This is a genomic window from Micromonospora sp. DT15, assembly GCF_049841475.1.
Classification (GTDB): Bacteria; Actinomycetota; Actinomycetes; order Mycobacteriales; family Micromonosporaceae; genus Micromonospora.
In genome coordinates this window covers 108,805-121,573 of sequence record NZ_JBNCKJ010000012.1, presented here as the reverse complement: position 1 = coordinate 121,573, position 12,769 = coordinate 108,805, and the positions used below count along the sequence as shown (strand labels likewise).

15 protein-coding genes are annotated in these 12,769 nt (G+C 69.2%); 7 read left to right on the top strand and 8 right to left on the bottom strand.

The features are described from left to right. Window positions 1–130: 130 nt before the first annotated feature. The 5 genes from ACLQ3F_RS25165 to ACLQ3F_RS25145 all read right to left on the bottom strand — a co-directional run bounded on the left by ACLQ3F_RS25165 (window position 131) and on the right by ACLQ3F_RS25145 (window position 4,991). Entirely contained in the window at window positions 131–1,339 is a 1,209-nt protein-coding gene (locus tag ACLQ3F_RS25165) for an ABC transporter ATP-binding protein (RefSeq protein WP_425851779.1), read from the bottom strand. 10 nt (window positions 1,340–1,349) lie between these two features. Beyond that, entirely contained in the window at window positions 1,350–2,186 is an 837-nt protein-coding gene (locus ACLQ3F_RS25160) for a carbohydrate ABC transporter permease (RefSeq protein ID WP_357201639.1), read from the bottom strand. Between the two features lies 1 nt (window position 2,187). Further along, on the bottom strand, window positions 2,188–3,171 hold the full coding sequence (locus ACLQ3F_RS25155; RefSeq protein ID WP_425851777.1) for a carbohydrate ABC transporter permease: 984 nt from the start codon (window positions 3,169–3,171) through the stop codon (window positions 2,188–2,190). Then, window positions 3,168–4,454: an ABC transporter substrate-binding protein gene (locus ACLQ3F_RS25150; RefSeq protein WP_355008403.1), complete on the bottom strand. Its 1,287-nt coding sequence runs from the start codon at window positions 4,452–4,454 to the stop codon at window positions 3,168–3,170. The genes ACLQ3F_RS25155 and ACLQ3F_RS25150 overlap by 4 nt, the downstream gene beginning before the upstream one ends. A 279-nt stretch (window positions 4,455–4,733) precedes the next feature. Further along, window positions 4,734–4,991: a flavin reductase gene (locus tag ACLQ3F_RS25145; protein ID WP_425851775.1), complete on the bottom strand. Its 258-nt coding sequence runs from the start codon at window positions 4,989–4,991 to the stop codon at window positions 4,734–4,736. Window positions 4,992–5,256: 265 nt separating this feature from the next. Between ACLQ3F_RS25145 and ACLQ3F_RS25140 the strand changes: the two genes are divergently transcribed. The 5 genes from ACLQ3F_RS25140 (at window position 5,257) to ACLQ3F_RS25120 (ending at window position 8,054) form a co-directional block, all read left to right on the top strand. After that, entirely contained in the window at window positions 5,257–6,057 is an 801-nt protein-coding gene (locus ACLQ3F_RS25140) for a helix-turn-helix domain-containing protein (RefSeq protein ID WP_425851773.1), read from the top strand. Beyond that, on the top strand, window positions 6,051–6,233 hold the full coding sequence (locus tag ACLQ3F_RS25135; protein WP_357230036.1) for a DUF397 domain-containing protein: 183 nt from the start codon (window positions 6,051–6,053) through the stop codon (window positions 6,231–6,233). The genes ACLQ3F_RS25140 and ACLQ3F_RS25135 overlap by 7 nt, the downstream gene beginning before the upstream one ends. A gap of 179 nt (window positions 6,234–6,412) precedes the next feature. Next, complete coding sequence (locus ACLQ3F_RS25130) at window positions 6,413–7,114, top strand: VOC family protein (protein WP_425851771.1); 702 nt, start codon at window positions 6,413–6,415, stop codon at window positions 7,112–7,114. A gap of 185 nt (window positions 7,115–7,299) precedes the next feature. Further along, a complete protein-coding gene (locus ACLQ3F_RS25125) occupies window positions 7,300–7,731 on the top strand; it encodes a hypothetical protein (RefSeq protein WP_355008410.1) in 432 nt (143 codons plus the stop codon). Between the two features lie 47 nt (window positions 7,732–7,778). After that, window positions 7,779–8,054 (top strand): hypothetical protein, encoded by a 276-nt coding sequence (locus ACLQ3F_RS25120; protein WP_210781930.1) that lies wholly within the window; start codon window positions 7,779–7,781, stop codon window positions 8,052–8,054. A gap of 13 nt (window positions 8,055–8,067) precedes the next feature. Here the strand turns inward: ACLQ3F_RS25120 and ACLQ3F_RS25115 are convergent, their stop codons facing one another. Further along, window positions 8,068–8,853 (bottom strand): L,D-transpeptidase family protein, encoded by a 786-nt coding sequence (locus ACLQ3F_RS25115; protein WP_425851768.1) that lies wholly within the window; start codon window positions 8,851–8,853, stop codon window positions 8,068–8,070. Window positions 8,854–9,253: 400 nt separating this feature from the next. Further along, window positions 9,254–9,964, bottom strand: coding sequence for an HAD family hydrolase (locus tag ACLQ3F_RS25110; RefSeq protein ID WP_357263123.1), 711 nt, complete (start codon window positions 9,962–9,964; stop codon window positions 9,254–9,256). 171 nt (window positions 9,965–10,135) lie between these two features. Between ACLQ3F_RS25110 and ACLQ3F_RS25105 the strand changes: the two genes are divergently transcribed. Continuing rightward, window positions 10,136–10,780 (top strand): hypothetical protein, encoded by a 645-nt coding sequence (locus ACLQ3F_RS25105; protein ID WP_425851766.1) that lies wholly within the window; start codon window positions 10,136–10,138, stop codon window positions 10,778–10,780. A gap of 28 nt (window positions 10,781–10,808) precedes the next feature. Here the strand turns inward: ACLQ3F_RS25105 and ACLQ3F_RS25100 are convergent, their stop codons facing one another. Further along, a complete protein-coding gene (locus tag ACLQ3F_RS25100; RefSeq protein WP_354944538.1) occupies window positions 10,809–11,387 on the bottom strand; it encodes a TetR/AcrR family transcriptional regulator in 579 nt (192 codons plus the stop codon). 177 nt (window positions 11,388–11,564) lie between these two features. Here ACLQ3F_RS25100 and ACLQ3F_RS25095 point away from each other — a divergent pair, with 177 nt between their 5' ends. Then, window positions 11,565–12,767: a low temperature requirement protein A gene (locus ACLQ3F_RS25095; protein ID WP_425851764.1), complete on the top strand. Its 1,203-nt coding sequence runs from the start codon at window positions 11,565–11,567 to the stop codon at window positions 12,765–12,767. The last annotated feature ends 2 nt before the right edge of the window (window positions 12,768–12,769 follow it).

The window sequence follows — 12,769 nt, the reverse complement described above, 5'->3', positions numbered from 1 at the left end:
CCACCCGAACCCCGCAGAACACGCACCCCCACCCCCCGCCGCGCCGATCTTGCACTTTCTGCCGCGACACAAGGTGCATTCCACCTGTATCGACAACCGAAAGTGCAAGATCGGCGGCGTAAGGAGGTCGTCAGTCGGCGAGCGCGCCGGCTGCCCGGCCCTCCTGCAGGGTCAGGTTGCGGCCGTTGGCCGGGTCGAACAGGTGGATCTTCTCCAGGTTGAACCAGACTCGCCGCGTCTGCCCCTCGGCGACCGGGGACTCGGCGGACAACCGGGTCACCAGGTTGCCACCGGCGCCGGCGAAGTCGGCGGCGCCGGCGTCGGCGGCCAACTCCTCCAACTCGGCGGCGCTGGCCTTCTCCCCCTCGACCGTGAAGTAGACGTACTTGTCCGAGCCCATCGACTCGACGATGTCCACCGGCGCCTCGAACTCCATACCCCGCCGACGGGTGTCGTCGTCGACCAGTTCGGCGTCCTCGAAGTGCTCGGGTCGGATGCCGAGGATCAGCTCGCGGGGCGCGTCGGCCGCCTCCAGCTCGCGGCGGATCCGGTCACCGATCGGCACGGTGCCCAGGGCGGTGTGCAGCTCGCCGTCCTGCACGGCGGCGTGCAGGAAGTTCATCGACGGCGAGCCGATGAAGCCGGCCACGAAGAGGTTCTTCGGGTGGTCGTACAGCTCCTGCGGCGGCCCGACCTGCTGCACCGCGCCCCCGCGCATGATCACCACGCGGTCGCCGAGGGTCATCGCCTCGGTCTGGTCGTGGGTGACGTAGACGGTGGTGGTGCCGAGCTGCTTCTGCAAACGGGACACCACTGTGCGCATCTGCACCCGCAGCTTGGCGTCGAGGTTGGACAACGGCTCGTCCATCAGGAACGCCTTCGGCTGGCGGACGATCGCCCGGCCCATCGCCACCCGCTGACGCTGGCCACCGGAGAGGTTCGCCGGCTTGCGGTCCAGCAGCGAGATCAGCTCCAGCACCTTCGCCGCCTCGTCGACCTTGCGGTCGATGGTCTCCTTGTCGAGCTTCGCCAGTCGCAGCGGGAACGCCATGTTCTCCCGCACTGTCATGTTCGGGTACAGCGCGTACGACTGGAACACCATGGCGATGTCCCGGTCCCGGGGGGCCTTGTCGTTGACCCGCTGCCCGGCGATGCGCAGCTCACCGGAGCTGATGTCCTCCAGCCCGGCGATCATGTTGAGGGTGGTGGACTTGCCGCAGCCCGAGGGCCCGACCAGGATCACGAACTCGCCGTCGGCGATCTCCAGGTCGACGTCCTGCACGGCGACGGTCCCGTCCGGGAAGCTCTTGCTCACCTTGTCCAGCACGATGTCAGCCATGACTACCCACCTATCCCTTGACCGCGCCGGAGGTCAGACCGGACACGATGCGACGCTGGAAGAAGAGAACGAACAGGATGATCGGAACGGTGATCACCACGGCGGCGGCGCAGATCGCCCCGGTGGGGTCCTCGAACTGCGACGCGCCGGTGAAGAACGACAACGCGGCCGGCACCGTGCGGGACCGCTCGGTCGAGGTCAGCGAGATCGCGAACAGGAAGTCGTTCCAGCAGAAGATGAAGACCAGGATCGCCGTCGTGAACAGCCCGGGCGCGGCCAGTGGCGCGATCACCCGCCGGAACGCCTGCCCCTGGGTGGCGCCGTCCATCTTCGCGGCCTTCTCCAGATCCCAGGGGATCTGCTTGAAGAACGCCGACAGCGTGTAGATCGCCAGCGGCAGCGCGAAGGTGATGTACGGCAGGATCAGCCCCAGCCAGGTGTCGAAGATCCCCAGCTGACGCTCGATCTCGAACAGCGGCGACACCAGTGACACCTGCGGGAACATCGCGATCAGCAGGGAGACACCGACCAGCAGCTTCTTACCGGGGAAGTCCAGCCGGCTGATCGCGTACGCGGCCATCGCGCCGAGTACCACCGCGATCAGCGTGGCGATCAGTGCGATGCCGATCGAGTTGACCAGTGCCCGCACGAACTGGTCGGTGTCGAAGATGGTCCGGTAGTTGTCCAGCGTCCACTCCCGGGGGATGAAGTTCCCGTCGGTGAGGGTCGCCGGCGTCTTGAACGACAACGACGCGATCCACAGCACCGGGACCAGCGCGAAGACGACCACGAGGACGTCGAGCAGACCCCAGCGCAGCTTTGCCCTGGTAGTGGTTTCGACAGCCATGTCAGCGCCTCTCCCCGTCGTCGCTGCCCGGGGCAGCGGTGCCGAACAGCTTCACGAAGACGAAGGCGATGATCGCCACGGTGATGAAGATCAGCACCGACATCGTCGAGCCGATGCCGAGGTTGAGACCCCGGATCAGGTTGTTGTAGGCGAGCATCGACACCGACGACGTCTCGTTGCCTCCGGCGGTCAACACGAAGATGTTGTCGAAGACCCGGAACGCGTCCAGGGTGCGGAACAGCAACGCGACCAGGATCGCCGGCTTCATCACCGGCAGCATCACCTTGGTGAACTTCTGCCAGGCGGTCGCGCCGTCGGTGGAGGCCGCCTTGAGCAGGTCCTCCGGGACCAGCGCCAGCCCGGCCATCAGCAGCAGCGCCATGAACGGGGTGGTCTTCCAGATCTCCGCCAGCATGATGATCGCCAGAGAGCTGGCCCGCTCGGTGAGCGGCGCGCCGTCGCTGAACAGGTCGGCCAGGTAGCCGGTGCCGGGCGTCCAGGCGTACCGCCAGGAGAACGCGGCGACAACTGTGACGATCCCGTACGGGATCAGCGCCGAGGTCCGGACCAGGCCGCGCCCGACGATGGTGCGGTGCATGATGATCGCCAGGCCCATGCCGAGCACCAGCTCGATGGCGACGGTGACCACCGTGATCAGCATGGTCACCCCGAACGCGGTCCACCAGAACTCGTTGGTGAGCACTGTGACGTAGTTCTCCAGCCCGATGAACTCACGCTGGTCGGGGAAGCGCAGGTCGAAGCGCTGCAACGACAGCCAGACCGAGTAGATGATCGGGTACGCGGTCACCGCGATCATGACCAGCGCGGCCGGCGCGCAGAGCAGGAGACCGAGCCGGCGTTCGGCCTTCTTGTTCTCGCTCAACGGGGGCTTGCGACGGCTGCCGCGTTGCTTCGGTACGGAGGCGGGCCGCTGGGTCTCCTCGGCGGCGATGTCGGCGCCGGTCGGTGTGGCGTTGATACTCACGGCAGGACCCCCTTGGACTGGAGGGCGTCGGCGATGGCGTCGCGCAGCTCGTCGGCGGTCTGCTGCGGGCGAATGTCGGACGGCGGCGACAGGATCGCCGACATCACTGTGGAGATGCTCTGGTAGGCGGGGGTCAGCGGACGCGTCGCCGGTTCCTTCAGCTCCTCCAGGATGGTGTCCTTCATCGGGTACGCCTCGGTCATCTCCGGGTCGTCGAAGACCGCCTCGATGGTCGGCGGCACACCGTCGTTGATGGCGGAGAACTTCTGGTGCTCGGCGCTGCGGATGCACCGGGCCGCCTCGAAGGACTGCTCCGGGTGCTTGGAGTAGGAGCTGACCGCCAGGTTGACCCCACCGATGGTGACCTTGCTGGGGGTGCCCTCGTCGATGCCCGGGATCCGAGCCCAGCCGACCTGCTTGGCCAGGTCCGGGTTCGCCTCCTGGAGAGCCGGGTAGACGAACGGCCAGTTCACCTGGAACGCGCCCTCGCCGGACTGGAACTCCAACCGAACGGGGTCCTCGGTGGCGTTGCTGAACGACGGCGAGGTCACGCCCGACGTGGCAAACTTCTTCAGCTGCTCCAACGCCCGGACCGTGCCCTCGTCCATCTCGGCCTTCGTACCGTCGTCGTTGAGGATCTTCCCGCCGGCGCTTTCGGCGAGGGTGTTGTAGAGGACGACCAGACCCTCGTACTGCGCGCCCATGGTGAGCACCTGGTACGGCTTGCCCTGGTCCTTGAGCTGCTGGGCCGCGCTGATCATCTGGTCCCAGGTGGTCGGCGGCTGCGGCACCAGGTCCTTGCGGTACCAGAGCAGCTGGACGTTGGTGTTCTTCGGCGCCGCGTACAACTTGTCCTTGTAGCGGGCGGTGTCCAACGGCCCGGCGAGGGTGCCCTGCTCGACCTCGGCCTTGTCCTGGCCGGTCCACTCGCGGATCCAGTCGGCGCTGGCGAACTCCTGGGTCCAGGTGACGTCCAGCCCGAGCAGGTCCATCCCGCTGTCCTCGGCGGCCAGCCGGCGCACCATCTGCACCCGCTGGTCGTCGGCCTGCCGGGGCAGCACCCGGTAGGCGATTTCGTACCGTCCCTGGGCCTGCGCGTTGCAGTCGTCGACGACCTTCTGCAGGTTCTGCTCGGGCGGGTAGTACAGGTTGATCGTCGGTGGGCCACCAGCGTCGTCCGCGCCGCACGCGGCCAACGGCGCCACGAGTGCCAGCGCGGCGGCCGCCGCGCCCAGCCGTGCTACCGGTCGGCGTCGGTGTCGAGCCGTTTCGGGGTCCGTCATCGCCCTCCCCCTCTCCTCGGCGAAAGACCGGGGAGGGCATCCGTGCCCCGGCGCACGGCGAGACGATCTCCAGCCGGTGAGCTGCGAAAACTCCGGCGTGAACGCTCTGTAGCGGCTACTCTGCCCCACCCGTGAAGCCGCGAAACCTGGCTGTAACAGCTGAAGTTCACGCCCGGACCGCCGCCGCCAGCCCGCACCCGAATGCCACCCGAGGGGCCCGGATACTCCGACGGGGTGCCGCTGATCCACTTTCCGGGATGAAGGACGGCGGGCCGAGCGTCAGCCGCGGGCTCTCGCCCAGGAGAGGAAGCGCTCGGTCATCCGGGCCGGCGGGTGGTCCGGGTGGAGTTGGGTGAGTTGGTTCGTCGCCTCGTGCATCAGGGTGCCAAGGTAGATCAACAGCGCGGTCCGGTCGGCCCGGTACTCCGTCAGCAGGGCGAGCTTGGCCGGTTGACACGGCCACTCGGTGCCACAGTTACGGCACCGCCACAGCGGGCGCATGGCGACGTGCGGGACGGGCGGCCGGACCACAACCATCACCGCCACCGCACCAAAGGGCTCAGCACATCGTCCTCCTGAAGGTGGGTGAAGGGGCCGCTCCCGCAAGGGGGAGACGGGAGCGACCCCGACGGGCAGGGCCCACCGCCGCCATTCCGGCCACCGGCGGACCCGCCACTCGTGACAGTCTGGTGATGACACGACTACCGTCGATACGTGCTCGCGCCATCCGTGCAGCTCAGCGGTCCAGGTGAGCATTCATGAGGGACACGCCGAGCCAGACTGAGCGAAGGTTGGGGAATCGATGGGAAGCGTCACCGACTACGTACTGGAGGAACTGCGCCTGTTCCGCACGGGGCTCGGTCTCAGTCAGGAGGACTTCGGCCGGGGCATCGGCTATTCGGGTTCACACGTCAGCTCGGTGGAGACCGGCGGGCGACCGCCCACGAAGGAATACATGAGGGCGGTCGACACCCACCACCAGACCGACGGACGCTTCCTCCGCATGCTCGACGGGTTGGCCCGGCTCGACGCCGAACCGGCCTGGCTTCGCGAGTGGATCGAGTTCGAGCGGGAGGCGACCACGCTGCGCTGGTTCGAGTTGGCCTACGTGCCGGGCCTGCTCCAGACCGAGCGGTACGCTCGCGCGACGCTGGCCGGTGGCCGGTTCGACCCCGAGGATGTGGACCGCATCGTCGCCTCCCGGCTGGAGCGCCAGGCGATCCTGCAACGCCCGCGCCCGCCGCAGCTCATCGCCGTGCTGGACGAGGCGGTGCTACGCCGGCCGGTGCTCGACCAGCCGGGCCTCATGGTCGAGCAGTGCGAGCACCTGGCCCAGTTGGCGGTGGCGGAGCATATCCAGGTGCACATCGTCCCGACGGATGCTGGGATGTATCTGGGGCTGGCCGGTCAGTTCATCATCGCCGAGATGCCGGACGGCGAGCGGGTGGCCCACGCCGACAACCAGCTCACCGCGCAGTTCGTCGATGCGCCAACCGACGTCGCTAAGCTGGCGAAGACGTGGGAGATCGTGCGGAACGAGGCGCTCCCCCGCCGGCAGTCAACCGAGCTGATCAAGGAAGTGGCGAAGTCATGGGCATGCTGACCCCACAGTGGCGAAAGTCGACCCGGTCCGGCGGCAACGGCGGCTCCTGCGTCGAGGTCGCCGACAACCTGCCGAGCGTGGTGCTGGTGCGCGACACCAAGGACCGCGACGGCGGCACCCTGCACGTCGACCCCACAGCCTGGAAGGCCTTCATCAAGTACGCCAAGCAGCACTAACCCGCCCCGACCCGGCCCGGCCCGCCCAAGGCCCGGTCGATCATGGAGTTGTGGTGCCTGGTTTGGGGTTCTGCGGGGACTTTGTCACCCACCACAACTCCTTGATCGACGAGGCGTCGTGCGGGGACTCCCCCTCCCAACACGCGCGGGCACCCCTCGGGACCAGGCATGCTGGCACGATGATCGCGCGCTTCAAGGACCTCTGCCTGGACGCCAACGACCCGCTCGCACTGGGTGCCTTCTGGGCCCGGATGCTCGACGGGGACGTGGCCGACGCCGGTGACGACGACACCCGGGTGGACCCCCGCTCGGCGCGATCACCCGGGGAGTCGATCTGGGTGAACAAGGTGCCGGAGCCTCGGGTCGGCAGGACCCGCGTACACCTGGATCTGCGGCTGCCCGGCGCGGACCCGGCGCCGCTGCTCGCGGACGGCGCCCGACTGGTCCGCGAGCCGAACGACGACGGCCGGTGGGTGTTGGCCGACCCGGACGGCAACGAGTTCTGCGCGCTCGCGGCCGACGCCAACAGCCGACCGGGGCCGTTTCAGCTCGTGGTGGACGCGCTCGACCCGGCCGCCCAGGCGAGCTGGTGGGGCGGCGTGCTCGGCGGCACCGCCGAGTACGGGTCGACCGACGCGTTGGTGCTCGGGTCCGCCGGCCTGCCCTGGGACCACTGGGTCTTCGACGGGGTGAGCGAGCCCAAGACGGTCAAGAACCGTATGCACTGGGACGTCGAGCTGGCCGAGCCGGAGCCGATGGCGCTGATCGCGGCGGGCGCGACGCTGCTGCGGGAGCCGATCGACGAGGCGCACTGGTGGTGGGTGCTGGCCGACCCCGAGGGCAACGAGTTCTGCGCCTTCGCGCCACGCCCCACCGGGTGAACGACCGACTACCGAGCGCGGGCGTCGTCGGCTAGCGTTTTCCTAGCGCCGTAGCTGGCGCGTTCGCCGCCGTCGTCGACACGCCTCCGGCCGACCCATGCCTGCCCGATCGGTTGGTAATCGCGGGAACGTCCCACCGCCGCTCCCCCGTTTCGGCAGGATCGTCCCAACGAGGAGGTGCCGTCGTGCAGGACACCCGCGCTCTCGCCCTGACGTTCGAGGTGAGCGGCCTGCCACCGGTCAAGACCGAAGCGTTGTCCATCTTCGCCGCCGGGCACCGGCAGGCGACGAGGGTCCGCACTCTGCTCCAGGCCGCCCTCGCCGCGGCCCAGCGCACCGGCTGGACGCCGTTGCCCGGGCCGATCGAGGTGGACCTGGTGTTGCGCTGCCCGCCCGGGCACCGTACGTCCGACGCCAGCACCCTTCTCGGCGGCGTCTGCGCGGTGTTGCAGGACAAGAAGCGGGTGTCCAGCATCGGCCTCACCCATCTCGGTGTGCTGGTGGATGTCGCCCTCTACGACGACGACCGGCAGATCCGCCGGCTGTCGTACCACGAGGAACCGGCTGAGGAGTTCTCGTACCAGGTGCGGGTCGCCGCCGTACCGACAGGGGTTTGACCGACGTCCGCGGTGGGGTATCGCGGACGCCGACGAAGGGAGCACCGATGTCGGAGCCACATGTCACGCTCGACCCCCGCGGGCTCGATCCTGTGCAGCAGAAGCTGCGCGGGCCGCTGGAGGAGCAGCTGACCTCGGCGCTTCAGGCGGCCACCGAGCGGGTCCGCTCCGGCTATGCCGGCGAACCGGTCGAGCAGGTCTGCCAGCGGCTGTTGGAGGAGACCCGCTCCGGGTTGCATCCCGACATCGCTGCCGGCTTCAACCCGGACATGGACGAGTTCTGCCGGGTGGCGGTGGCGATCGTCCGGCGCGAGGCGGGCTGAGCCGCAGCGGCTCTCAGTATCGGCTGAGCTGGGCGTACGGGCTGAGCACGATGCGTGGTGACAGCGCCGGGTCCAGCCAGTTGAGCACGTCGACCAGGTGATCGTGGGCGAGGGAGACGCAACCGGCGGTGGCGTTGCCGGCGCTGGTGCTGAACTGGTGCAGGAAGATCCCGCTGCCCGCGTTCGGCACCGGCTTCGGCACGTTCGGCGGCATGTTGTAGGTGATCACCGCGAAGTGCGTGTACGCGGGGACCTCCTTCCACAGTGCCTCGCTGGCCCCACCCGGGTTGGTCGCACTGTGCTGGAAGGTGTTGTAGAGCGCCGACGACGGGTTCTCGTTCCACCAGTCACCGTCGACCAGCCGGTGGTAGGGGAACCGCACGCCCGGGTCGGCGGCGATGCCGTACATGGTGGGGCCGATCGAGTAGACGCCGGTCGGCGTGGTCGGCACACCCTCCACGTGGTTGTCGCTGAAGCCCTTCGAGCCGATCCGGGCGGGCAACGACGCCGAGGCCGGCTGCCAGGTGCTCCGCACCCGCACGAACGCTTCCAGCGTGGCGTAGGTCGTGGTGTAGCTGCTGGCGCCGACGATGATCACCTGCTTCGTCCCCGCCGGCAGCGTGGTCAGTGCGCTCGCCCGGTTCTGGGGCTGCCACTTCGGCAAGGGTCGCTGTGGCGGTGCCGTGGCTGCGCCCGTCCGCAGCGAGCCGCTCGCCGCTAGTGCGGGCGCGGCCGGGGCGAGCACGGCCGGGGTGACCAGACCCGCCGCCGCGCCGAGGAGGAGAGATCTGCGCTTCATGCCGCCATCCTGACAGTCGAACCGGCGCGCGGTCTGCCCCGCTCGCCCGTTTCGCGGGCCGGGTCAGGACCGGGTCCGCAACTACCCGGCCCTGACCCTCGGCCGTCCGGCAGGGAAGCGGACAGCTCCAGCACCCCGCCGCGCGGGCGTGACACGACGCCACGCGCCGGAACGGGGTGAGCCAGCCACTTCGCACTCAGCTCCACGGTGCTCACCCGCCGAACGCCGACGCGCCCCGACACACCCCGAAGGGCCGGGAGCGCCGGACCAGGTTAGGCGCGCTCCGACCGGCCGGACAAGCCGCGTCGGACGACCGGCGGCAGGACTGATCCCACGCTGAAAATCGGGCAGATTCGCGTAACGCGGCCATGATCGCCGACGCTGTTGGGCTTCAGTGCGGTCAGAAGTGGCGCAGCAGATCCCGGAACGCGGCGAGCCGCAGCACCCCGCCGTCGGTCGGATCCAGCTCGTCGTCCTCCAGGACCCAGGTGTTCTCGTTCGGAATGAACACCGCGTTCAACCCGGCGGCCCGTGCCGGCAGGATGTCGGACTTCGGGGAGTTCCCGATCATCCACGCGCCGTCCGGCGCGAAGCCGTGCTCCCGAGTGAGCCACCGGTACGTGTCGACGTTCTTCTCGGCGACGATGTGCGCCGCCCCGAAGTGGTGCAGCAGACCGCAGGCGTCCAGCTTGCGCTGCTGCTCCTCGCGGTCGCCCTTGGTGAGCAGCAGCAACTCGTGCCGGCGGGCCAACTCGTCGAGCGCGTCGGCCACCCCGGGCATCAGTTCCACCTGGTGCTCGACGAGGGCCACCGCCAGCCGGTCGATCTCCTGACGTTCGGAGTCGGTGGCCGGCCGTTCGCGCAGCCGCTCCAGGCACTCCGCCAGGCTGCGCAGGAAGACCTTGCTGCCGTACCCGTGCGCCACCGCGTTGGCCCGCTCGATGTCGTCGAGGACGGCCCGCAGCGCGGCCCGGTCCAGGGTGGGGTGGTCCAGCCAGCCCAGGAAGTCGTCGATCACCCGCTCGAAGACGACGTTGTTCTCCCACAAGGTGTCGTCCGCATCGAAGATCAACACCTGCGCCTGTCGTCGCGCCGCCACGTCGACCGTCATGCCATGCCCTCCCCGTGCCACCGCCCGCAAGGCCGAGAGACAGGATAGGCGGGAGATCGATGTGAGATCTTCCGGATTTTCGTGAACCGTCGCGGCGCTGCCGCCGTCATGCGGACGCGACATCCATGATGATTCCCGCCCAGGTTCGGGACGGCTGTTGAGGAGTACGGCATGGTCACCATGAAGTGGGTCACCGGCGCGGCGATGCTGGCCTGCGCCAGCGCGCTGGTGGCGTGCCAGGGCGGTGCGGACCCGACGCCGGGCGCCACGGCGGGCGCGCCGACGCCGTCGGGTGCCGTGACAGGCACGCCGACGCCCACGGCAGCGACGCCGACCACGTCGTCGGCGGCGGCGACCGACCCGCTGCTGTCCGGCAAGCGGGAGATCACGATCACCCGGGTGCGGGGTTCGGGGGAACCGTTGGAGATCAGCGGGCGGCTCGAGGAGGGCGGCGACACCGGCGGTCGCATCCTGTTCGTACCGACTCCGATCGGCGGCGACCGGTACGTGATCAGGGCATTCGGCACCAGGGACGGCCACCCCGCGAACGACGATCCGTCCTGCTGGCAGGTCAACGGCCTGGACATCGAGCCCGAACTGACCATCGGGGTCGCCGTCTGCGACCAGGACGACCCGATCCAGCGGTTCACCATCATCGCCAAGGGCGACGGCACGTACGCGATCGGCAGCGAGACCCGGTTCCTCCAGCACCTCCCCGGCAACGGCCTCATCCTCAAGGAGTTGGGCAACGCCAAGCTGAACACCACGTTCCGGTTCGCCGACAAGGGCCCGGCCGACCGCGAGCCCCTCAACTGACCACGATCGACTGTGGGCCGTGCCGTGGTCACGGCCACCGCAGCAACCGCTGCGCGATCAGTGCCTCGCGGTCCTCCTGCCCCTCGGGTCGCAGCCGACCGCCGCGGGTGAGCATCACCACGCCGTGCAGCAGGCTCCAACCCACCTCGGCGAGGGTGTCCGGGTCCCGCCCCTCGGCCAGCGGGGTCAGGGCCGCCCGCAGTTCGGCGAAGACCGCCCTCGGCGCGGCCGGCACCCCGTCCACGCCGAGGGCCAGGTCGGGGGTCAGCGCGAGCATCGCGTCATAGACCTCGGGATTCGTGTACGCGAAGTCGAGGTACGCGGTCGCGACCGCCGGCCATACCCCCTCCGGGCTGCCGGTGGTCTCCGCGTGCGCCTCGGCGAGGTCGGCCGCCAGATCGGCGAAGGCGCACACCGCGACCGCGGCGATCAGCGCCTCCAGATCGGCGAAGTGCCGATAGATGTCGCCCATGTCGATCTCGGTTCGTTCGGCGAGCCGCCGGGTGGTCACACCCGCCCAGCCCTCCGTCTCGGCCAGCTCTCGCGCGACAGTGACGATGAGGTCACGCCGGTCCTGTTCAGTGGCCTTCTCGGCAGGTCCGGGCACGCCCACGAGCGTAAGCGCGCACACCTGCCGTAGCGGTCGGGTGACAGATTGGCGACTGTTGTGGTGGGGCGGCACCTTCGCTCCACGTGCCACAGCCGCCCCTGACTCGTTAGGCGAGGAGATCACCGCGACGGGAGGGCACGTGATCGCTCGGCGACATCGGCGCGCGGCGAGCCGATGAGGAACACCCCCGACGGGTTGTTGCGCAGCGAGACCACCCGCCAGCGGGCCACCTTCCTGGAGCTCTTCCTCGACCTGGTCTTCGTCTTCGCCCTGACCAGGATCTCCGCGCGGCTGATCACCGACTTCACCGACGGCCAACGCGGCGTGTACGCGGGCCTCGGCCAGGCTCTGCTGCTGTTCCTGGCGCTGTGGGCGGTCTGGTCGGTGACGGTGTGGTCGACCAGTTGGCTGGACCCGGACGCCCCGATCGTCCAGACCGTCATCATCATGACGTTGGTCGGTTCCATGACGATGGCCGTCGCCGTGCCGGACGGTTTCGGCGCACGGGCCTCCCTCTTCGCCATCACCCTGGTGACCCTCCAGATCGGCCGGGTGGTGTTCTTCCGCGTCGTCGGGCACGGCCGGCCGGACCCGCAACAGTCCATCCGGATCCTGTTCTGGTTCGGCTTGAGCGCACCGTTCTGGGTCGTCGGCGGGCTGGTCGACGACGGCAGGGCTCGCGGGGCGCTCTGGACCCTCGCCGTCCTGATCGACTACACCGGACTGTTCCTCGGCTGGCCGACCCCCCGACTCGGCGCACGACGGCTCGGCGTCCAGACGATCGCGGCCGAGCACCTGGCCGAGCGGTACCAACAGTTCCTCCTCATCGCTCTCGGCGAGGCGATCTTCGTCATCGGCCTCGCCTTCAGCGGCAGCGAGTTCCACACCGACCAGACGGGTGGTTTCGTCCTGGCGCTGGCGAGCACCGTCCTGCTCTGGCGGATCTACTTCCACGTGGCCGGGGGGATGCTGGGCACTGCTGTCGACCGTTCCCGTAACCCGGCCCGGCTCGCGACCGACATGGCGTTCGCTCACATGGCCATGATCGCGGGGATCGTGCTCACCGGCGTCGGCTTCGAACTGTTCATCACCGAGCCGCGCGGTCACCTCCCGGCGACCTGGCTCATCGCCATCTTCGGGGGCCCCGCGCTCTTCCTCGCCGGGCGATCGACGCTCGAATACCAGGTATTCGGCCGGGTCTCCCGAAGCCGGATCGCCGGCCTGCTGACCCTCGGCCTGCTGATCCCGGCGGCACCGCACCTCCGGCCGCTCACCGCCGGCGCGGTTGCCGCCGTGGTGCTGCTCGGCATCGTCGCAGCGGACACGCGACGTTCCCGTCAACGACGACCACCGGAGACACCCACTCCCCCGTACTAGGT

Excerpts from the sequence above, each read along its gene's own strand:
- ACLQ3F_RS25165 (WP_425851779.1), bottom strand. The coding sequence starts at position 1,339 with ATGGCTGACATCGTGCTGGACAAGGTGAGCAAGAGCTTCCCGGACGGG.
- ACLQ3F_RS25160 (WP_357201639.1), bottom strand. The coding sequence starts at position 2,186 with ATGGCTGTCGAAACCACTACCAGGGCAAAGCTGCGCTGGGGTCTGCTC.
- ACLQ3F_RS25150 (WP_355008403.1), bottom strand. The coding sequence starts at position 4,454 with ATGACGGACCCCGAAACGGCTCGACACCGACGCCGACCGGTAGCACGG.
- ACLQ3F_RS25145 (WP_425851775.1), bottom strand. The coding sequence starts at position 4,991 with ATGGTTGTGGTCCGGCCGCCCGTCCCGCACGTCGCCATGCGCCCGCTG.
- ACLQ3F_RS25140 (WP_425851773.1), top strand. The coding sequence starts at position 5,257 with ATGGGAAGCGTCACCGACTACGTACTGGAGGAACTGCGCCTGTTCCGC.
- ACLQ3F_RS25135 (WP_357230036.1), top strand. The coding sequence starts at position 6,051 with ATGCTGACCCCACAGTGGCGAAAGTCGACCCGGTCCGGCGGCAACGGC.
- ACLQ3F_RS25130 (WP_425851771.1), top strand. The coding sequence starts at position 6,413 with ATGATCGCGCGCTTCAAGGACCTCTGCCTGGACGCCAACGACCCGCTC.
- ACLQ3F_RS25120 (WP_210781930.1), top strand. The coding sequence starts at position 7,779 with ATGTCGGAGCCACATGTCACGCTCGACCCCCGCGGGCTCGATCCTGTG.
- ACLQ3F_RS25115 (WP_425851768.1), bottom strand. The coding sequence starts at position 8,853 with ATGAAGCGCAGATCTCTCCTCCTCGGCGCGGCGGCGGGTCTGGTCACC.
- ACLQ3F_RS25110 (WP_357263123.1), bottom strand. The coding sequence starts at position 9,964 with ATGACGGTCGACGTGGCGGCGCGACGACAGGCGCAGGTGTTGATCTTC.
- ACLQ3F_RS25105 (WP_425851766.1), top strand. The coding sequence starts at position 10,136 with ATGGTCACCATGAAGTGGGTCACCGGCGCGGCGATGCTGGCCTGCGCC.
- ACLQ3F_RS25095 (WP_425851764.1), top strand. The coding sequence starts at position 11,565 with ATGAGGAACACCCCCGACGGGTTGTTGCGCAGCGAGACCACCCGCCAG.